This window comes from Paenibacillus glycanilyticus, from assembly GCF_023715145.1.
GTDB lineage: Bacteria > Bacillota > Bacilli > Paenibacillales > Paenibacillaceae > Pristimantibacillus > Pristimantibacillus glycanilyticus_A.
This window is the reverse complement of the sequence record NZ_JAMBNP010000007.1, coordinates 220075-241098: the sequence shown is the minus strand read 5'-3', so window position 1 is coordinate 241098 and position 21024 is coordinate 220075. Positions and strand designations below refer to the sequence as shown.

Here is a 21024-nt window from a genome sequence, read left to right as displayed (position 1 = left end):
ATGGCGATCCCCCTTTAATCTTGTCTCCTGCGTAACGTAAATATTTATTCTTTGTTTAAATGAGATATGCCGCTTATAGACGCCGTCATGATCTGTGGTATGATATGGGCGGTAATGAACAATGGACGGATAGGCGTTGATCCTATGAAATTAGAGCGTTTAATCTCCATCATCTACAAGCTGCTGAATAACGACGTGCTTCCGGCGTCTGCGCTCGCCGACGAGTTCCGGGTATCCCAAAGAACGATTTACCGGGATATTGACGTCATCTGCGCGGCGGGCTTTCCGGTCGTGTCGTATCAGGGGAATAAGGGCGGCTTTGGCATGATGGACGGATTTAAGATGGATAAAAGTCTGCTTGGCTCGTACGATGTCGATTCTCTAGTCACCGTTCTTAAAGGGCTCTCCACGGTGTTCGAGGACGAACGAGCGCAAGGGACGATCGAGAGACTGCAAACGATTGGAACGGAGCAGCAGACCTCGAGCCTGGCGGTGGATTTCGAAACGCGCAGGATGGATCCCGAGGCTCTTCCGCTATTGCGTTCAGCCATTTCGAAGCGAACAATTATCCGGTTTGATTACATTAACGGGAAGAACGAGCGCACTACCCGCGAGATGGAGCCTGTCAGGCTGCATTTCAAATACGGCAACTGGTACATGTATGGCTATTGCCGGACGCGCTGCGATTATCGGGAATTCCGGTTGTCCCGGATGGTAGAGTTAGTCGTGACGGAGCGTGACTTCGAGCCGCATCTGGAGGTGCCGGAGGAGACGCCCGTTACGTTCGGCGATGAGCGGGATCACGTGGAGGATGTCGTGCTCCGGGTCGCGCCCGAGGCTTTGGCGGAAGCGATGGATCAGTTTGGCCGCGTGGAAAAGTCCTTTCACTCCGATGGCAGCATGACCATGCGGATTCCCGTATACAAGCCGCTTGAAGCTTGCTGGCTCTGGGCTATTCTGCTTGGCTTCGGCAGCGGCGCCGAGGTGCTGGAACCGATCGGGCTGAGAGATATTTTGAAACGGGAGCTTCAAAAAACGCTTGAACTTTATGAGTAGTATGACACACAGCTGTCATACTGCTTTTTTTATACTGATAGCATAACCAGTCAAAAGGAGACGATATTAAATGACAAATCATCCTTCAGAAATGTTTAACTACCATGCTTGGGCAAATCAAACGATCCTCGGGAGAATAAAGGAGCTGCCAACTGCGGTGCTGCATCAGGAGGTGAAGAGCTCGTTCCCGACTATTGCCCATGGGCTGAATCATATTTACGCGGTGGATAAAATGTGGTATCTCGTATTAACGGGTGCCGATATGGGAGAGGCGCTGCAGGAATGCATTCCGTTAAATGGGCGCGTACTCGAGACGGCGGATGAATACGTACATCTATTTGCCGAGCTGGCCGAGCAATTCGGAGAGTGGCTCAGCCATACGCCCGATCTGGAGCGAACCATTACGCTTAACAATCCGTACGCCGGAATCCGCGAGACGCGCCTGTCGGAGATTGTGCTGCATGTGGCTAATCACGGAAGCTACCACAGGGGGAACGTGTCCACCATGCTGCGCCAGCTGGGTCATGCTTCTACGATGAACGATTATGCATTCTTCTGGTACCAAGAGCCTTCGGTATCCCAACGCTAACAATGCAAAACCGTGCGCTTATGCACGGTTTTCTTTATAGCTAAGATGTTAATTGCAGAGAGAATTAGTTGCCTTTAATATGGAAATGACTTGCTAGAGAAGGGTTGGGGAGTCATTTCCATATACTAGTACCTCACGGAAGGGGTAAGAGATGACAATTACGGAAGAAAAGAAGAATTGGAAGAGAGATATTATCCTCTTCTTAAGCAGTCAGACGATCTCGTTATTTGGTTCCGCATTAGTGCAATACGCGATTATGTGGTACGTAACCCTTAGCACCAAATCAGGTCTTATGATGACTCTATTTATCGTATGCGGGTTTATTCCTACTTTTCTGCTATCGCCGTTTGCCGGCGTGTGGGCGGACCGATTCAACCGAAAATATCTCATTATGATAGCGGATTCCATGATTGCCTTCGTAACGCTGCTTCTCGCGATTCTATTTCTAGCAGGTTACGACGAGCCATGGCTCATGTTCGTGATTGCCGCCGTCCGGGCGCTGGGGGCGGGGATTCAGGCGCCGGCCGTTGGGGCGATATTGCCGCAGATTGTGCCGGAGGATCAGCTGACGAAGGTTAACGGGATAAACGGAACGCTTCAGGCGCTTATGATGTTTATTGCTCCTATCGTCAGCGCGACGCTGCTTACCGTGTCCACGATTGAAGCCATTTTCTTCATAGATGTGGTTACCGCTGTCGTTGCGATCCTGGCGTTATTTTTCTTCTTGCGGATCCCTTTGCACCAGAAGGCTTCCGATCAACAAACCACAAGCTACATGGAAGACTTCAAGCAGGGGATAAGCTACATTAAGAATCACAGCTTCTTGAAAACCTTTTTTACTTTCTTCGCCTTTTTCTTCGTATTAATGGCTCCGGCCGCATTCCTGACGCCGCTGCAGGTGACGCGGAGCTTCGGAGACGATTATTGGCGGCTGACCGCGATTGAGATTGCCTTCTCCGTTGGCATGATGGCCGGCGGAGCGATCATCGCGTCATGGGGCGGCTTCCGCAACAAGCTGTATACGATGACGTTCGCCAACCTGATTATGGGCGTGTGTACCTTGTTGCTTGGGGTTATCCCGATCTTCTGGATTTACTTATTTGTGATGGCGGTATTTGGCGTAGCCATACCCATGGCGAATACGCCAACAACCGTCATGCTGCAGGAAAAAGTGGATCCGAACTATATGGGGCGGATATTCGGCGTGTTTGGGATGATCTCTACTTCCATGATGCCAATCGGCATGCTTATCTTTGGCCCGCTTGCGGACGTAATCGCAATTGAATGGCTGCTTGTCGGTACGGGAGTGTTCATTGTGATCCTGACCTTATTCTTTGTCGGCAACAAGCGTTTGCTTGAAGCGGGTAAGCCCGCCGTAAAGATGGAGCAGTAAAGCTGCTCGCGCGCGTAATAGGAAGATGACTCCGGAATCATTCCGGGGTCATTTTTTTGTCCTTGTTGGCAGAATTAAAGTAAATAACATAACATTATTTGTTAATTTAATGCTATTAATTTCTAATTAATCCAGTTAAATATGGATGTGCGTGACGTATTTTATCGAAAAATGCCGGAATGAGCCTAATAAGTGAGACGAATTTCCTCATTTTTTATTTTAAATGTCATATATATTGACACTAAAATTGCCCCCTCCTATAATGATGATGCGAACATTGGTAATGTAATCCAATTAAATGTTCGTAAATAGAAACATAAAAAGAAGAACTGGGGAGTGGAGAGATGAAAAAGAAATGGTTTTATCAAACGGGTCTAGTTGCGGTCGTACTCAGCTTGCTGCTTGCGGCCTGCGGCAACAATGAGGAACCGGCATCCACGACAACAGAGGGCAGTCAGGCAGAAGCATCGGGAGACACAATTAAGGTAGGGGTTCTGCATTCCTTGAGCGGAACGATGGCAATCAGCGAAGTATCTGTTCGCGATGCGGAAATCATGGCCATTGAGGAGATCAACGCGGCTGGCGGCGTGCTTGGCAAGAAGATTGAAGCGATTCAAGAGGACGGCGCATCCGACTGGCCGACCTTCGCCGAGAAGGCGCGCAAGCTGATCTCCGAAGATAAAGTCGCTACGGTATTCGGAGGATGGACGTCTTCCAGCCGTAAGGCGATGAAGCCGGTGTTCGAAGAATTAAACGGGCTGCTCTGGTACCCGGTACAATATGAAGGCCTCGAAGCTTCCCCCAACATTTTCTATACAGGCGCAACAACAAACCAGCAGATCGTTCCGGCGGTCGACTGGCTGCTCGAGAACCGCGGCAAGAAGTTCTATCTGCTTGGCTCGGACTACGTATTCCCGCGCACAGCAAACCTGATTATTAAAGAGCAATTGAAAGCGAAGGGCGGAGAGATGGTCGGAGAGGAATATACGCCGCTTGGCCATACCGACTACAGCACGATCATCAGCAAAATTAAAGAAGCGAAGCCGGACGTTGTGTTCAACACGCTGAACGGCGACAGCAACGTGGCCTTCTTCAAGCAGCTGAAGGACGCGGGCATCTCGGCTCAAGATATTACGACGCTGTCCGTATCGGTAGCGGAAGAGGAAATTCGCGGTATCGGCGTAGACGTGCTGCAAGGCCATCTGGCCGCGTGGAACTACTATCAGACGACGGATACGCCGGCGAACAAGACGTTCGTTGAGAATTATAAGAAGAAATACGGCGAAGACCGCGTAACGGCTGATCCGATTGAAGCGGGCTACACGGCGGTATATCTCTGGAAGGCCGCGGTAGAGAAAGCGGGCTCGACCGACGTGGAAAAAGTGAAAGCGGCGGCGAAGGATCTCGAGTGGGACGCTCCTGAAGGCAAAGTGAAGATTGATGGAGAGAATCAGCATATTTACAAAACGGTCCGGATTGGCGAAGTACAGTCGGACGGACAATTCAAGGAGCTGTGGAACTCCGGCGACGCGGTAATGCCGGATCCGTTCTTGAAAGGCTACGACTGGGCGGCCAGCATCAAGCCGACGGACTAACCTTGCGGCATAAGCGGCATGGATGAAGGAGGGAGAGTATTCGACGGATGGCTGCTTCGGATACTCTCTCTTTTTTGCATACGAATGAAGGAGATGAAGGCTTATGGAGGTCATTACGCTGCAGTTGTTTAACGGGCTGAGCGTCAGCTCGATCTTGCTGCTGATTGCGCTTGGCTTAGCCATTACGTTTGGATTAATGAAGGTCATTAACATGGCGCATGGCGAGCTCATTATGATTGGCGCGTACTCCACGTATTTGACGCAAAATATATTTAACGACTATTTGCCCAAGTCGATGTTCGACTGGTACTTCGTGCTCTCCATACCGGTCAGCTTCCTTATTGCTTTCCTGTTTGGGCTTATTCTCGAGGTGAGCCTCATTCGGTTCTTGTACGGCAGACCGCTCGACAGTCTCTTGGCGACCTGGGGCGTCGGTCTGGTGCTGCAGCAGCTCGCGAGATCAATCTTCGGAGCTCCCAACGTTGCGGTAACGAGTCCTTCCTGGCTCGACGGCGGCGTCAACTTCCTCGGAGCCGTACTTCCTTATAAAAGATTGTTTATCATCGGGCTTGTTGCTCTTACGCTGCTTGCGATGTACTTCTATATTTACCGAAGCCTCGAAGGACGCAGAATGCGGGCGGTTATGCAAAATCGCGATATGGCGGCGTGCCTTGGCGTATCCACCCGCCGCGTTGACGCGATGACGTTCGCCATTGGTTCGGGCATTGCCGGCATTGCCGGCTGCGCGCTTACGCTGCTTGGTCCAATCGGACCTTCGCTTGGCACTTATTATATCGTGGATGCCTTTATGGTGGTGGTTCTTGGCGGAGTCGGCAAGCTGGTCGGCACCGTGCTTGGCGCGCTCGGAATTGGCGTGTTTAATACGATGTTCGAATATTGGACGAATGCATCGCTTGGCAAGGTGCTCGTGTTCATCTGTATCGTTGCTTTCCTGCAATGGAGACCGATGGGATTCGTGGCGATGCGCTCGCGTTCGCTTGATTCATAGAGAGAGGTGGAGAAGCAAATGTTGACCCTGCAAAAATTATCTCCCCAGCGTTTATGGCTGCTCGCCGGATATGCTGCGGCCGCAGCGGCGCTTTTCTCCGCTCCGCTCTTCCTAAGCGACTTTCGGCTGAATCTGCTCGCCAAGTTTTTGGCTTTTGCGATTGTCGCGCTGGGGCTCGATCTCATCTGGGGCTACACCGGCATTCTTAGCTTGGGGCATGGCATCTTTTTTGGCCTTGGCGCGTATGCGATGGCGATGTACTTGAAGCTTGAGGCGAGCGGCGGGAAGCTTCCCGACTTTATGGGCTGGAGCGGATTAAGCGAGCTGCCGTTCTTCTGGAAGCCGTTTGAGAGCTTTGGCTTTGCGGTGCTGATGGGAATACTCATGCCGGCCGCGTTGGCGCTTTTTCTCGGCTTCTTCACCTTCCGCAACCGCATTCGCGGCGTATACTTCACGATTCTTACGCAGGCGCTCGTTATTATTACGACCACGCTGCTAGTTGGTCAGCAGGCCTATACGGGCGGAACAAACGGCGTGACGGGTTATAGCAAAATACTAGGCGAATCCATCGCTTCGCCGGATACGAAGCGAATGCTCTATTGGGTGACGGCGGCTGTATTGGTGGCGGTGTTTATCCTTTGCCGGTATGTCGTCAGAAGCCGGTTTGGCAAAGTACTCCGGGCGATTCGGGACGGAGAGAACCGGGTGAGGTTCATAGGTTACAATCCGGCTGTCTATCAGATGGTGATCTTTACTCTGTCGGCCGGTATTGCCGGGGTTGCGGGCATGCTGTTCGTGCTCCATGTCGGTATTATTTCCCCCTCCATGATGGGAATCGTGCCTTCTATTGAGATGGTGCTGTGGGTCGCCATCGGCGGGCGCGGTACCTTGATTGGCGCGGCGCTTGGCGCCGTGCTGATGAACTGGGCGAAGAGCGAGTTCAGCACCACTTATCCGCAAGGGTGGACGTATTTCCTCGGAGGCGTGTTTATCCTTGTTGTTGTCTTCCTGCCAAACGGACTGACGGGGCTTGCCGGCAAGATCAGATTCGGCAAGAAAAGAACGGAAAGGAAGGAGGCCGAGCATGACGGAGCCCAGTATCCTGCAGTGTAACGAGGTGACGGTTGCGTTCGACGGGTTCAAAGCCATTCAAGGCATGAGCTTGCATCTGCGCAAAGGGGAGCTTCGCTTCCTGATCGGTCCAAACGGCGCCGGCAAAACAACGATGCTGGACGTTATCTGCGGCAAGGTGAAGCCCACGTCGGGTACGGTTACCTTCAAGCAGTCCATCGATATCGCGAAGAAAAAAGAGCATCAGATCGCCGAGCTTGGCATCGGCCGCAAGTTCCAGGCGCCGTCGATTTTTCCGTCGATGACGGTGTTCGAGAATCTGGAGATCGCCATGAGCCAGCGGCGCGGCGTGTTTACCGTGTTATTTACCCGGATGAAAGCGGAGGAACGGGAGCGCATTGAGCGGCAGCTCGAGATGATCGGGCTGCAGGATAAGGCGGATTGGCGGGCAGGCGGCTTGTCGCATGGCGAGAAGCAATGGCTTGAGATCGGCATGATGCTCCTGCAGGAGCCGGAGGTGCTGCTGCTGGATGAGCCGGTGGCGGGCATGACGGATAAGGAAACGGATAAAACGGGCGAGCTGCTGATCGAAATTGCCCGTCAGCGGTCGATTGTTGTGGTGGAGCATGACATGGAGTTTGTCCGCAACTTTGCCAGCAAGGTGACGGTCATGCACGAAGGGAAGCTGCTGAAGGAAGGCTCGATGGAAGAGGTGCAGCGGGATGACCGCGTAGCCGAAGTATACCTCGGGAAGAGGAGGGACGCGGATGCTAGCCGTTCGACAGCTTGAGGCCGGGTATGGGGAAAGCGTGATTCTGCGCGATGTCACGCTGCGGGTTGAACCGGGGCAGGTCGTCTGCCTGCTTGGGCGTAACGGCGTTGGGAAGACAACGCTGATGAAGAGTATTATGGGGCTGCTCAAGGCGCGCAAAGGTACCGTTGCTTATAACGGACATGAGCTTACGAAGGCCGCGCCGGGCCGCCGCGCAAGGAGCGGGATTGGTTATGTGCCGCAGGGACGGGAGATCTTCGGACAGTTGACCGTATACGAGAACATATTAGTTGGCCTTGAGGCTTCACGGGATAGCAAGGCGGTCCGTTCCATTCCGGAAGAGGCGATCGCCAAATTCCCGGTGCTGCCCACGATGTATACCCGGCGCGGCGGCGACCTGAGCGGCGGGCAGCAGCAACAGCTGGCGTTCGCCCGGGCGCTTGCTTCCAAGCCGGAGGTGCTGCTGCTGGATGAACCGTGCGAGGGCATCCAGCCCTCCATCGTTGACGATATCCGCGACGTTATCCGCTCGATTAAAGCGGATGGGAAGACGTCGATCCTGCTGGTGGAGCAGAGCCTGGATTTCGTGAAAAGCGTCGGCGACTATTTCTATGTGCTGGAAAAAGGTGCAATCGCTTGGGAAGGCGGCTTGGAGGATTTGAGCGACGAAGTCATTAAGAAGTATTTGACGGTGTGAATCCCAGTAGCAGTTATGACTCCTTGATGTCAATTACGTTGGATTATATCCACTAAAATCATAATTAAATAAGGCCATTGGGCATCTACGTTGGATTTACTCCAGTAGAATAACCGATAATAGGCGGTAGAGGCATGTAATCGGATGATTTTATTGGATAAATCCAACCTAGTAGCAGATTCAGGTGTAATTTTAGGCGATATACTGGATAAATCCAATGTAAGAAAAGAAGCAAAGCAGACAAAAGCGGCTGGTATCAGGTTTCAACCTGTACAGCCGCTTTCTGTTTGTGTAAGGAGCTTTTTTTCTATACATAGGTACAATGGCATGATATATTCGGTTTGAATTAAATGGAAATATCGGAGAGGGCTGGAGTGTCATGATTAAGAGCATTATTGAAAGTTTTGCGATTAATGTTTTTGATCCAATTAATGATAACCCTAAGCAGTTGCCAAGCGACAAAGGACTGTATATGATCACGGTCAGAAATGTGGATGATTTGCCTTCTATTATGAGAGATCTGGAGTACGGTTATTTGTTGGACAAGCCTATTATCTATATTGGCATTTCTAACAGGAGTCTTAGATCGAGAGATTACAGACAGCATTTTAACGGCAATGCCCGTGGGTCGACCTTAAGGAAAAGCTTAGGCTCAATCATGCAGTTAACCAAGCTTAGATCGGAGCAATTCTCCTGGAAATACAGGTTTGAAAAAAACGATGAAGCAAGGTTGTCTCAATGGATGAAGGATCATCTATTCCTGCATTATTGTGTTTCGGAAAGTCCCGATGAGATGTTACGGCCCATCTCTTTCCCCGAAGGAGTTTTACGGAGGAACAATGGGGGCATTTTCAGAAAATAACCAAGGACCGCATAAAACGGAAAAAGAGCTTCAGATGGTTAAGGAGCCTGATTATCTATCTAATCCTATTCGTGGTTACCGTCGGGGTGGTTCAATTTTATCTGGCAAAATAAACTTTACGGATCTAGCTGTTTATTCTTAGCGGGAATCGAACTTGCTGCCATTAAAGGTATTCCGGGTAAGACGGGGAATACCTTAAGTGACTGATTTAATGCCTAATCGAATACGTCCTCAGTATTCTGTATTGGAGGAACTAAGACGATGACCATTAAAGAGCAGACGATCGTAACGTCTACGGGAAACAAGATCGTAACCAAGGATAAAGAGATTCGTATCGTTGGTAAGCTGGAAGAACCGCTTATTTTGATCCTGGAGAATGTGTTAAGTTCAACGGAATGCGACTTGTTGATTGAGCTCGCCGCAGCTAGAATGCAACGCGCCAAGATAGGGAACTCTCGCGATGTCAGCGACGTTCGAACAAGCAGCAGCATGTTTTTTGAAGAAAGTGAAAATGAAAGCATTGTGCAAGTGGAGTCGCGAATTGCCGAGCTGATGAATATCCCCGTCGCTCATGCCGAACCTCTGCAGGTACTGCGGTATCAACCCGGAGAACAGTATCATCCGCACTATGACTATTTCACGTCCGGAAGCAATATGAATAACCGGATAAGCACGCTTGTCATGTATTTAAATGATGTGGAAGAAGGCGGCGAGACGTATTTTCCTTCCCTTCATTTTTCGGTAACGCCAAAGAAGGGCAGCGCGGTGTACTTTGAATATTTCTACAACGATACCCGCCTGAACGAATTAACGCTACATGCCGGCCATCCCGTTACAGCCGGGGAGAAATGGGTGGCAACCCAATGGATGAGAAGACAAAGATACCGCTAAGCGCTAAGTTTACGAATAGACAAGAAGAGCCGGAAATCCTCTGAGGATTCCGGCTTTTCTGCGAAAAAGCAGATGGATGAATCCTGTTCCCGTGCGTATGCAAATAATCGTGAATAATAGGGAGGGCTTGAGGAGAGGCTAGTTATGTTTGTTTGGATGAATGAATGAAAGAATGAATGAATGGGGGCATTTAAGATGGTAGGTATTAAAAAAGTGATAGGGCTGATGGCGGTTATGTTCGTCTTGGCATCGACTTCGGCGCATGCGGCGCCTCAGACGATACCCATGCTTCAGTCGGCGGCGCAATTGTCTCCGAATCAACTTCAAATTACGTATGACCGGACCGTTGACGAGGCTAAAGGCGTTAACCCAACGAACTACTGGGTGCAGAGCACAACCGAAGCGATGCCGTCGGGTATTGCCACATTGGGCAAAAACGACACGGTAGGGCCGCAGAATGCCCTGACTTCCAGCAAGGTCACGATCCGACCGGTAGACGCGCAGAACAAGAGCTTCATACTCACGTTTATGCAGCCGATCACCAAGGGAATGTCCTACAAGCTCATTATTTGTTACGTTACCGTTCCCGGGGACCCGCCTTACTCGGGAGACAACGGTTCTGCTGTGTTCGTGGGGCAATAGAGAAGAGCCTGCCATAAAAAGTCTCCGCTACGCGCGGAGGCTTTTTTTGCGCGCGCAGCCACACCGCAAGGAATGGCTTGAATTATTTGAAAGCCGCAAGCAGATAGAATTTTTGTCGCCTAATGATTGGTCATTTTCATATAACTTTACGTATTATAAACTTGAATAGATGGTTTTATGGTACAATGACGAATTAAGAGATTTGTCGTGTTCAACGGTAGTGTATACATGAATGGAGATAAAAGAAAATGAGTTTGTTGACAGTAGAGCAGTTATCGCATACGTTTGGCGACCGGGTATTGTTTAAGGATGTGTCCTTCCGTCTGCTAGAAGGGGAGCATATCGGCCTGGTTGGCGCGAATGGCACAGGGAAATCGACGCTTATGAATATTTTGACGGGCAAGCTGCTGAAGGACGAAGGCAAGGTGGAATGGACGCCTCGCGTTCGTTACGGTTATCTGGACCAGCATACAAAGCTTGAAGCGGGAAAAACCATCCGTGATGTGCTTAAGGATGCGTTCCTCCCGTTACTCGTGCTGGAAGAGGAGCTTAACGAAATCGCCGCGCAGATGGGCGATGCCGATTCGGATACTTTGGAGCAGCTGTTAGTGCGGATGGGAGAAATTCAGGAGGAGCTCGAAATCGGCGATTTCTATTTGATCGACGTGAAGGTCGATGAAATGGCCAATGGTTTGGGTCTTAACGCCATCGGGCTTGACCGTGACGTGACGGCGCTTAGCGGCGGACAACGGACGAAGGTTCTGCTTGCCAAGCTGCTGCTGGAGAAGCCGGGCGTCTTATTGCTTGATGAGCCTACCAACTATTTGGATGAAGAGCACATTAACTGGTTGACGAATTATTTGAAGAACTATCCCCATGCGTTTGTTCTGATTTCTCACGAGACCGGCTTTATGAATCAGGTTGTTAACGTGATTTATCATCTTGAATTTACGAGGCTGACGCGCTACACCGCCAACTATGAGAAGTTCCTCGAGATGGCGGAGCTGAACAAAGCGCAGCATATTGACGCCTACGCGAAGCAGCAGGATTACATTAAGAAGCAAGAAGAGTTTATTCAGAAAAATAAGGCTCGCGCATCAACATCCGGGCGCGCGAAAAGCCGCGAGAAGCAGCTGGGCCGCATCGATCGCATCGATAAGCCGGAGGAAGCGGCGAAGCCAACCTTTAACTTCAAGGAGTCCAGAACGAGCGGCAAGACCGTATTTGAAGCACAAGGAATGGTTATCGGCTACAATAAACCCCTTCTTCCCAAGATGGACATGGTCATTGAACGGGGCGACAAGATTGCGATCGTAGGCTGTAACGGCGTGGGCAAATCCACGCTCCTGAAATCGATTCTTGGCGTTATTCCGCCGCTTGACGGTAAGACCTATCTTGGCGATTATTTATCGCCCGCATACTTCGAGCAGGAGGCGAAGGCTCCAACGATGACTCCGCTGGAGGATGTCTGGGATGAGTTTTCCTTCATGAACCAGCATGAGGTTCGTGCCGCTCTTGCGCGCTGCGGGCTTAAGAACGAGCATATTACTCGCCCTCTTAACCAGCTTAGCGGGGGAGAGCAGGCGAAGGTGCGCCTGTGCAAGCTGATGATGCGGGAGAGCAACTGGATCCTGTTCGATGAGCCGACGAACCACTTGGACATCGTGGCCAAGGCCGAATTGAAGCGTGCGCTGAAAGCCTACAAGGGCACGATCGTTCTGGTCTCTCACGAGCCTGATTTCTATGAGGATTGGGCAACCAAAACCTGGGATGTAGAGGCTTGGTCCATGCAGCCCCAGAGATAAGGCATCGCAAGATAAATACGAATAGGAGGGCTGTAACAGGGAGCAAATGACCTGTTACGGCCCTCTTTGCGTATTAAGAAAAGGCTCGTGTTGGTTATAAGAAAAGGGGACAGGGAATAATGTGGTAATACACCTAAAATTTCAGTATGACTGAGAAGAGTGATAGAAATGAAGGAGATTACCTTTAAAGCCTTTGCCATCACCAATGAAATCGATCTGAACCAGATCGCTATCCATTGCGGCATTCCCAAGAAGTACACCTGGGAGCAGCCACTCGTCTTGAGAGGCGAGATCCTGGAGTCTATTCTTCAGCATCAGGCAGAGCCTTCGCAGCAGGTGCTTGTGTTTTCCTTTGGCAGTATCGTCTTCATTAATCACTCGCGTCCTCAAGACATCATAGCCTTTCTAAGATACGTGCAGACGTTTGAGCCGGATATCGACATTGGAACGGCAGACCGGTATTCCGATGATTACAGTTTTCGTTACGGAGAGAAAGAGACGCTTGAGCTCACGGATGAATATGTGGAAGTGCCGGAATATGAGACGTTCCATCCTGAACTCATATCCACCGTGCTAGCAAAATCGGTTGCGCTTGAGAAAGTCGAGGAACAGCTCGGGAAAATTCATGACAAGCTCGAGAACATGATCGAACGATTGGAAAAGGGAAAGCTGAGAATCGGCAACAAGGAGCTGGCCAGGACAACGGCCATCATCTTGCGGTACGAGTATAACACCCTTGGTTATATCATGATTCTGGATAAGCCCGATATTACATGGAGCAGCAGCCATGCCGGAGAATTTTACGACAGCATGCTGGAGTTTTTCGAGCTGAACGACCGCTATAAAATATTAAAAAGCAAAACGGAATTTCTCCATCACATCATGGAGGGCTTCTCGACGATCAGCCATTCGATACGCGGGCTGTTCGTGGAATGGATCATCGTTATTCTGATTGTCATAGAGGTTGTTCTGACCGTCTTGCAAATCGCTGGCGTTCTGCCGTAATTCAGGTAGAAAAGGGCATCCCGAGCGTCATCTCAACATGACGCTCGGGATGCCCTTTTTGTTAAGACGGGTGCGACTTCATGAGCATGGCTTACTGGCTATGCTCTTTTTTGACTTTGCGAGGCCATAGCGTGTAGCTGAAGCTGATCAGGAAATCGATGGCGAGAACGATCGACCACTTCTGAATGACCGACAGAAGACTTGCCGTCCGCGTCTCGTCGCCAATCCATATGATGATGCCAAGGAGCAAAGCGCAGCCGATGCCCCAGGAAAGAAGGTGGAGGAGCCATCCCGTCCGCTCCTTACGCGCATGTTCTGCGCCGTGCCTAACCTTTGGTTCCGGAGGAGGACCTCCGGCAAACCGGTGCGCGAAGCGTATATCCGCCCAGCGGATCATTCGGCTTCCGAATGCAACGGAGACACCGATATAAATGGCTGCCAAGCCATGAATGAAGCTGGCCTTGCCTCCCTGATGCAGATCCATCGCGGTTGCCGCAAGCAATACCAGATCTACGACCGGCGTGCAGGCAAGAAGAACGGCCCCTAATTTCTTGCGGCGCAGAAGATACCGGCATACAAGACCCGCGAGCACAAACGCCCAGAACGCAATTTCACAGCCAATAATGACAGAGACGACCATAAAGGTATGAATCAGCTCCTTTTTTAGCACAATTGTATTATTATGATTATAACACAGTTGTGCTAAAAAAGGGCGGAGGATTATAATAGAGCCATGCCTAAAATTGTGGATCATCAAATACGCAAGGAACAATTGGCGGAGGCAGCCTGGAAGGTCATCCGCCGGGAAGGCTTGGACAAGCTTTCCGTACGCCGCGTAGCCGACGAAGCGGGCATCTCGCTTGGTTCGCTGCGGCATTATTTCGAGACGCAGGCCGAGCTGCTGTCTTTCTCCATGCGGCTTCTGTCGAAGCGGGTGAATGAACGCATCCAGAAGCTGGCGTATACCGATGACATGCGGCGCAATATGGAGATGGTTATCGCCGAGCTGCTGCCTCTGGACGAGGAGCGTACGGCGGAGGCGGAGCTCTGGCTCTCGTACGTTGGGAAGGCGGTTTCCGACCCCGCTATTCGCGAGCTTAGCCTTGAGGTGCATGACGAGCTGTATGCCGGCTTTCGGCAAATGCTCGATACCTTGATTAAGCTTAATCTGGCAAAGGAAGGAATTGACCCCGGAGAGGAGACGAAGCTATTGCATGCCCTGGTGGACGGTTTGGTCGTGCATCGGGTCATGATTCCGGAGCGGCTTGATGCGGGCGAAATGGAGCGTATGGTCACCCGTTACTTGGACCGGATCTTTAGAAGCCAGGAAGTCTAGTTAATCGGAAAAGGGGATGTGTACGGGCATGGAGAAAAAAACGGTTGGATTAACGCAAGATGCGGGCTATCAGATTGGCGTTAGGAAAACGTTAGCCGCAGGGCAGGAGCAGCTATGGTCCTATTTGACGTCACCCGCTGGACTCGGTATTTGGCTCGGTAAAGTGAAGGAATGGGAGCTCGCGCCAAAGAAGGCTTATCGGACTGAAGAGGGAATAGCAGGAGAGCTGCGGGTTGTGAAGCCAAACGAGCAGATCCGCCTGACCTGGCAGCCGGAGGGCTGGGATAAGCCATCCACCATTCAGATCCGTCTGATTGCAGCGGCAGAAGGGCGGACGACCGTCTCCTTTCACCAGGAGCATCTTAGCAGCCAGCAGACAAGAGCGCAGATGAAGCTTCGCTTTGAGGAAGCACTGAGCCAATTGGCTGAATTTGTCGAAGACTGATTCTCTATATCCTGCAACAATTATAGAAGCGGAAATCAGCTCTCCTAAGGGCTGGTTTCCGCTTTTTTCCTTTGTTGATTTATGATTTGAAATAGATCACAAGTCTGAAATAAATGAGAGCGTTTAACCCGGCGAAAGCTCAAAATTTAGTCAAAAATTCTCATATTTTAGCAACATTTATCGGTTATGCTTGAATAAAGTGCTTTTTTTGCGGACATTCGCGGGCTTCCTATAATTGCTACTCGTCTTAGTAACGAAGCAAAAGGTATGATATCTAAAATGGAATCAAAATGGCAAAATAACGGATTTCATATATGGGGTTGAAGACGGTGACAAAACGATGGAGTCTTCTGGCTGCCTTGACAGCCGTGCTGCTGGCGACAGCCTGGTTTTTGCTCAGCAATAGAGACAGCGGGGAAGAGAGCGGCAAGGCAGATAGGATTGTGTCCTCCAATTACGGAGATACGCTTGGTCTCAAGCCGCATCGACTGGAGCTGCAGCAGTTTATCGAGAACAAGCTTACGGGGGAGTCTGGCGTCTACACGAATTACAGGGAAACGGACGAAGCGGCGGAGATGGCCACGGGTCATGAGACGCTGAGCGAATCCGCCGGCTTGCTGATGCGGTATTACGCGCTTACCGGTCAGAAGGAAGCTTTCGATGCGGCGTGGTCGCGGGCCAAGCAGACCCTGTCAACGGAATCCGGATTCAGCTATCGGTATAGTCCCCTGCAAGACAAGAGATACCCGGTAAATGCCGTCGTGGATGATCTACGGATTATCCGCGCGCTTTACGAGGCGGAGAAGGCCTTTGGCGGAGAGTACGGCCGGGAGGCCGCTCATTATGGCGGCCTGGTGTACGAACACAATGTCCGGGGGAACAGGCTGTACGATTTCTACGATGAAACCTACAAGACGACGAACGATTTTTTAACGTTATGCTACGCCGATTTTCAATCCATTCGATTGCTGGAAGCCCCTTCACGAGATAAAAAGAAATTGGAGGACAAGCTTCTTGCTATCGTCTCCTCGGGGTATTTATCCGATAAGTTCCCTTTCTACGAGACCCGTTATGAGTACAAGACTGATTCATACGTCGATCATGATGGTGAAATAAGTACGATCGAGTCGCTGCTCACGGTATTGTCTCTTGCCGAGATCGGTCAGGAGCGTACCGCCAGCATAACGTATCTTAAGCAGTCTGTTGAAGCCGGCACACTGTATGGCCGTTACCATCGGGACGGCAGGCCGGCTACGGATATCCAGTCTACCGCAGCTTACGCTATAGCAGCCATGATTGGTTCAACGATTGGCGACAAGGCGCTATACGAGGGCAGCCTTCGCCGCATGGAGCAATATCGCGTCGAGGATGAGGCAAGCCCGCTTGCCGGAAGCTTCGGGAATGCCGCGACGGAGGAAGTATATTCGTTTGATAACTTGTCGGCTTTGTTGGCGTATGCCTATTAAGACTTCATAGGAACGGTACGGAAGGGGGCATCGCATGAATGGGCGGCTTCGGCTTCGAATGAGAATCATGCAGACGATCAGCTTATTGAAAAAGTACATATCACCGGCAACCCTTGCGGCGCTTGGCGTTGCCCTTATTTTGCTGATTGAGCTCTTCGTTCCGCCCTATATCGGCATGGCCGACAACGGGGACTACTACCGGATCTTATACAGCAACGGCCTCTACTTTAACATGCCGGATTATACGAGCCAAACTCTCGGATATTTTGTCAAAACTTTCGGAATTTTCCAATACTATAACGAAAACAGCGCCCTGCTGTGGTCCTCGCAGACGATGTTTGTCCGCCTGTCGCTTGGGATCAGCCAATTGTTTGGTTCGGATCAGCAGTTCGATATCCGCATTCAGGGGGCCCTGTACAGCGTGCTGTATGTCGGAGCGGTATACCTGCTGGTCAAGGCCTCAACCTGGAAGGCCTCGCGTCGCGCGGGCTACGGGCTGGCCGCTGCGGCAATCTTCGTATTCGGAGACATCGGGTATCTTGCGTATTTCAACTCCTTCTACGGCGAGAGCGTAGTTCTGATCATGCTGCTGTACCTGTTTAGCGCAGCCATGCTGCTGTACCAGCGGCAGAATAATGATTATTTCCTGCTCTTCCTCTTTGGAGCTAGCGCAATGATTCTCACGACAAGCAAGCAGCAGAATGCGCCGATTGGTCTTATCGTTGGCTTGGTTGCCGTGCTGTTTGTCTTTATGCGGAAGGAGAAGATCTTCCGCACGCTCGCCGGACTGCAGGCGGTCGTCCTGCTCCTTACCGCAGTGGGCACCTATGCTCTTATCCCGGAGCAGTTCGTGAACATTAACAAATACCACGCGATGACGCGGGGAGTGCTGATGACGGCGAATAATCCGGAGGAGGCGCTGAAGTTCTTCGGTATCGACAAGCAGTTTGCCGTGCTTAAGGGGGAGATTTATTATAATCAGTTCGCGCCTATTCCCGTTGAGTCAGTAGAGATGCAGGAGCAGTTCTTGGACAAGTACGGTTTCCCTTCCATCGCAAGATATTATTTGACCCATCCCGGAGCGGCGAGCAGGATTTTCGAGACGGCCGCTCATAATGCCTTTTCCAACCGGACGAAGCTTGGCAACTACGAGGAATCGGCGGGCAAGCCGTTTGGGGCGCGTACGGCAGCCTTTTCCGGGTACAGTTATTTGAAGGAGCTGGCGGCTCCGAAGACCTCCGGGTTCGTCGTCCTGTGGATGGTTGTCATTGCCGGATTATATGCGCCGTCGTTCTACCGGGCCGTTAAGGAGCGTTCGCTGCGGAGGGCGCTTCGGCTTCCGGTTATCCTCATGATGATGCTGTCAGGCTTATGCGCGATGGCGGTATCCGTCATTGGCGCCGGAGATGCGGATCTTGCCAAGCATGAGTTTTTATTCGCTGTGGCGTTTGATCTCGTAACCTTCTGGACGATTGCCGATTGCGCGTGCCGACGGCTGTGGGGACCAAATGCGAAGAAAAATTCGGGTGAGGAAGATGAAGGATCATTGCTCGCGCAGCAGCAGGGAGGACAGCCATGAGCAGATTTGCGGCATTAAAGATGTGGTTGTTGATGCTCCTATGCCTCTCCTTGCCGGCAGCGGTGCTGGCCCCGGTCCCGGCGGCTGCACAAGAGGGTGCCAAACCAGCAAGCGTCCTGCTTGTCTATGACAGCCTCGGAGTCGATACTCCGGCTGCAGGCAGCATTGAGGCCTTGCAGCGGCTGCTTCTCTCCTTGGGAGCGACCGTGAGGACAATCCCGTCCGATCATTATGAACCCGCGATGGCAGGGGATTACTGCAAGCTGATTACGGTATGCAATACCGAGGATTTATGCGGCTTGCTAGCCAATGATGTTGCGGGCTACACCGGAGACTGGCTGCATATCGGGCCTAATCCACCGGATGCTCTTCGCGGGAAGCTGGCGTTGCGAACGGAGACGGCAAGCAGACAGTCCATTAAGCTGTCGGCGGGCGGATTCGCGCAGGATCATGTCTTCGTAAGCCGATTGCCTTTTATTGCGGAAGGAAAGGGCGAGACCTACGGCCAAATGGCGTCCTCGGAAGGCACGGTCCATGCTCCGTTTGGCATTTCGTCAGGCGGTTATGCGTACGTGCCGTATTTCGAGCCTGGCAATTTGAGCGAAATAGCCATCGCCTACGTTTTGCGTGCGTGGCTGGGAGCAGAAGCCCCAACGCAGTCGTATCTGCTCATTCGAGGGGTTACGCCGTTCATTGATTTGGATAGACTGGAGGCGCTGTCCGAGCAGCTGTACGATGCGGGTATTCCGTTCCTGGTCAGCGTCAGCCCGCTGTTCAACAATACGGACTATCCGGCCATGCAGCGCTATATGACCGCTCTGCAGACCGTGCAGTCCTATAACGGCACCGTGCTGGTCAATGTACCGCCGCCATCTTCAATGGGGCAGGATGCTTCTATCTTAAAGGGGCAGATGGACGGATTTCTGAATCATTTGGCCGAAGCGGGCATCGCTCCCCTGGGGATGTCGGGAGAGCTGAAGCGGGCGCAGGAGCAGGTGGCAAGAGATGCGGGCTTTGCATTCTCGGATACCGCCTTGCTGCTTCCGAATGAAGCGGGAGGCTCGGCAGCGCAATCGGAGGCCGTGCAGCCATTTGCTTCTTCGCCATACAGCCTGCCCGCGGAGATGCTGCTCCAGATCAGCCGCGGGAACAAGATATGGCCGGCGTTCCCGGTTAACCTGGCTGTTACCTTGGATTGGTTCGAAAGCGAAGCCGCGCAGGATGATGCCGTTCAATCCATGGCGGGAAGCTGGCTGCCATTCGCAGACTTTAAATCCGGTGTCCACCGTCTTGGCAGCAACGCGCACAAGTCGGAATCCTTGGACGGGGCGTTGCTTCTGGATGGCAAGCCAGCCGACCTTCAGGACCTGGCCAATCCGGCAGAGGACGAGTTAACGGTGAAGCAGCCCGTGCAAGAGGAGAGCTTTCACTTGTTATTTTCGGTGCAGAGCCGAATCTTGATTGTGCTTATTATTACGACATTAATGCTGTTCGTCGTTTTCCTAACGATCGGATACCGGTTATATAAGAAAAAATACTATAAGTCTGGGGGAAGTTTATGACAATACCAGATATATTAATGGTCGTATGCGTACTATGTATCTGGTCCTTACTGCTCGTCAATATTGCACTGATCATTGCCGGTTACTTCTATTACATGGAGCTGGAGAAGCAGAAGCCGCCCGAGCTTGTGGGGGAAGCGCCTTTCGTATCGATCATGGTGCCGGCCCATAACGAAGGCAAGGTGATTACCAAAACGGTAGAGTCGTTGCTAGCACTCGATTATCCGCATGACCGTTATGAAATTATCGTTATTAATGATAATTCTTCAGATAACAGCAGCGTGCTGCTGGGTCAGCTGCAGGACAAATACAAGGGCCGCAATCTGATCATCATTAATACCGATAACGTAACCGGGGGCAAAGGGAAGTCCAATGCGCTCAACATCGGCTTTACCCGCAGCAAGGGGGAGCTTGTCGCCATTTATGACGCCGACAATACGCCCGAGCGGACGGCGCTCCGCTATCTTGTTGCCGAGATTGTTAATGATCCTAAGCTTGGCGCGGTCATCGGCAAATTCCGGACGCGGAACCGGGATCAGAACCTGCTTACCCGGTTCATTAATATTGAGACGTTATCCTTTCAGTGGATGGCGCAAGCGGGCCGGTGGAAGCTGTTCAAGCTATGCACGATTCCGGGCACCAACTTCATTATGCGGCGAAGCATCATTGAGGAGATTGGGGGCTGGGACACGAAGGCGATTGCCGAGGATACCGAGATCAGCTTCCGTATCTACATGATGGGCTACCGGATCAAGTTCCAGCCCAAGTCGGTGACCTGGGAGCAGGAGCCGCAGACGGTCAAGGTATGGTTCAAGCAGCGAACGCGTTGGGCGAAGGGGAATATTTACGTCATCGTGAAAAACATCCCGCTGCTCTTCCGTCCGGAAGCGCGTCGAATCCGCTTCGACATTCTGTATTTTCTCGCTATTTATTTCTTGCTTGTTACTTCGCTCTTAACATCGGACTTCTTGCTTATCTTGCATGCCCTCGGTTACGTCCATACCACCATTGAGGGCTTAAGCTTCTACTTATGGATGCTTGCTGTTACGCTGTTCGTGGTAGGGACCTTTGTAACGCTTATAACAGAAAAAGGCGAAATGCGCGCTTCGAATCTCGTCATTATCCTGCTGATGTACGTCAGTTACTGTCAGCTGTGGATGCTTGTTGCCGCGAACGGCCTGTATCAATATACCAAGGATCAAATCTTTAAACGCGAAGCCAAATGGTACAAAACGGAACGGTTCTGAGA

20 protein-coding genes are annotated in these 21024 nt (G+C 51.5%); 19 read left to right on the top strand and 1 reads right to left on the bottom strand.

All coding sequences use genetic code 11. The features are described from left to right. The first annotated feature begins 144 nt into the window (after positions 1 to 144). The 13 genes from M3194_RS20360 to M3194_RS20300 all read left to right on the top strand — a co-directional run bounded on the left by M3194_RS20360 (position 145) and on the right by M3194_RS20300 (position 13387). Entirely contained in the window at positions 145 to 1056 is a 912-nt protein-coding gene (locus M3194_RS20360) for a helix-turn-helix transcriptional regulator (protein WP_251655917.1), read from the top strand. Positions 1057 to 1126: 70 nt separating this feature from the next. Next, the gene (locus M3194_RS20355) at positions 1127 to 1645 is read left to right on the top strand and encodes a DinB family protein (protein WP_251655916.1); all 519 of its coding nucleotides are present in this window, start codon (positions 1127 to 1129) and stop codon (positions 1643 to 1645) included. Between the two features lie 151 nt (positions 1646 to 1796). Further along, positions 1797 to 3038 (top strand): MFS transporter, encoded by a 1242-nt coding sequence (locus tag M3194_RS20350; RefSeq protein ID WP_251655915.1) that lies wholly within the window; start codon positions 1797 to 1799, stop codon positions 3036 to 3038. 344 nt (positions 3039 to 3382) lie between these two features. Continuing rightward, positions 3383 to 4633, top strand: a complete 1251-nt coding sequence (urtA, locus tag M3194_RS20345) for an urea ABC transporter substrate-binding protein (protein WP_251655914.1) — start codon at positions 3383 to 3385, stop codon at positions 4631 to 4633. Positions 4634 to 4736: 103 nt separating this feature from the next. After that, the gene (urtB, locus tag M3194_RS20340; RefSeq protein ID WP_251655913.1) at positions 4737 to 5642 is read left to right on the top strand and encodes an urea ABC transporter permease subunit UrtB; all 906 of its coding nucleotides are present in this window, start codon (positions 4737 to 4739) and stop codon (positions 5640 to 5642) included. A gap of 18 nt (positions 5643 to 5660) precedes the next feature. Beyond that, positions 5661 to 6755, top strand: coding sequence for an urea ABC transporter permease subunit UrtC (gene urtC / locus M3194_RS20335; RefSeq protein ID WP_251655912.1), 1095 nt, complete (start codon positions 5661 to 5663; stop codon positions 6753 to 6755). Then, complete coding sequence (gene urtD / locus M3194_RS20330; protein WP_251655911.1) at positions 6727 to 7503, top strand: urea ABC transporter ATP-binding protein UrtD; 777 nt, start codon at positions 6727 to 6729, stop codon at positions 7501 to 7503. The genes urtC and urtD overlap by 29 nt, the downstream gene beginning before the upstream one ends. Beyond that, positions 7481 to 8182, top strand: coding sequence for an urea ABC transporter ATP-binding subunit UrtE (urtE, locus tag M3194_RS20325; protein WP_251655910.1), 702 nt, complete (start codon positions 7481 to 7483; stop codon positions 8180 to 8182). The genes urtD and urtE overlap by 23 nt, the downstream gene beginning before the upstream one ends. Before the next feature lie 379 nt (positions 8183 to 8561). Further along, complete coding sequence (locus tag M3194_RS20320; RefSeq protein ID WP_251655909.1) at positions 8562 to 9044, top strand: GIY-YIG nuclease family protein; 483 nt, start codon at positions 8562 to 8564, stop codon at positions 9042 to 9044. 261 nt (positions 9045 to 9305) lie between these two features. After that, positions 9306 to 9935: a 2OG-Fe(II) oxygenase gene (locus M3194_RS20315; protein ID WP_251655908.1), complete on the top strand. Its 630-nt coding sequence runs from the start codon at positions 9306 to 9308 to the stop codon at positions 9933 to 9935. A gap of 195 nt (positions 9936 to 10130) precedes the next feature. After that, on the top strand, positions 10131 to 10577 hold the full coding sequence (locus M3194_RS20310; RefSeq protein ID WP_251655907.1) for a hypothetical protein: 447 nt from the start codon (positions 10131 to 10133) through the stop codon (positions 10575 to 10577). Between the two features lie 248 nt (positions 10578 to 10825). Then, positions 10826 to 12382 carry an ABC-F family ATP-binding cassette domain-containing protein gene (locus M3194_RS20305; RefSeq protein WP_251655906.1) on the top strand — a complete coding sequence of 519 codons (1557 nt, stop codon included), beginning with the start codon at positions 10826 to 10828 and terminating at the stop codon, positions 12380 to 12382. 168 nt (positions 12383 to 12550) lie between these two features. After that, positions 12551 to 13387, top strand: coding sequence for an RMD1 family protein (locus M3194_RS20300; RefSeq protein ID WP_251655905.1), 837 nt, complete (start codon positions 12551 to 12553; stop codon positions 13385 to 13387). Positions 13388 to 13478: 91 nt separating this feature from the next. Here the strand turns inward: M3194_RS20300 and M3194_RS20295 are convergent, their stop codons facing one another. Continuing rightward, a complete protein-coding gene (locus M3194_RS20295) occupies positions 13479 to 14027 on the bottom strand; it encodes a hypothetical protein (RefSeq protein WP_251655904.1) in 549 nt (182 codons plus the stop codon). Between the two features lie 93 nt (positions 14028 to 14120). Between M3194_RS20295 and M3194_RS20290 the strand changes: the two genes are divergently transcribed. The 6 genes from M3194_RS20290 to M3194_RS20265 all read left to right on the top strand — a co-directional run bounded on the left by M3194_RS20290 (position 14121) and on the right by M3194_RS20265 (position 21022). Further along, the gene (locus M3194_RS20290; RefSeq protein WP_251655903.1) at positions 14121 to 14723 is read left to right on the top strand and encodes a TetR/AcrR family transcriptional regulator; all 603 of its coding nucleotides are present in this window, start codon (positions 14121 to 14123) and stop codon (positions 14721 to 14723) included. Positions 14724 to 14751: 28 nt separating this feature from the next. After that, positions 14752 to 15168: an SRPBCC family protein gene (locus M3194_RS20285; RefSeq protein ID WP_251655902.1), complete on the top strand. Its 417-nt coding sequence runs from the start codon at positions 14752 to 14754 to the stop codon at positions 15166 to 15168. 329 nt (positions 15169 to 15497) lie between these two features. Then, the gene (locus M3194_RS20280; protein WP_251655901.1) at positions 15498 to 16634 is read left to right on the top strand and encodes a hypothetical protein; all 1137 of its coding nucleotides are present in this window, start codon (positions 15498 to 15500) and stop codon (positions 16632 to 16634) included. A 34-nt stretch (positions 16635 to 16668) separates the two neighbouring features. Further along, a complete protein-coding gene (gene wsfD, locus M3194_RS20275) occupies positions 16669 to 18213 on the top strand; it encodes a glycan biosynthesis hexose transferase WsfD (protein WP_251655900.1) in 1545 nt (514 codons plus the stop codon). Then, positions 18210 to 19775, top strand: a complete 1566-nt coding sequence (locus tag M3194_RS20270) for a hypothetical protein (protein WP_251655899.1) — start codon at positions 18210 to 18212, stop codon at positions 19773 to 19775. The genes wsfD and M3194_RS20270 overlap by 4 nt, the downstream gene beginning before the upstream one ends. Then, positions 19772 to 21022, top strand: coding sequence for a glycosyltransferase family 2 protein (locus M3194_RS20265; RefSeq protein ID WP_251655898.1), 1251 nt, complete (start codon positions 19772 to 19774; stop codon positions 21020 to 21022). The genes M3194_RS20270 and M3194_RS20265 overlap by 4 nt, the downstream gene beginning before the upstream one ends. The last annotated feature ends 2 nt before the right edge of the window (positions 21023 to 21024 follow it).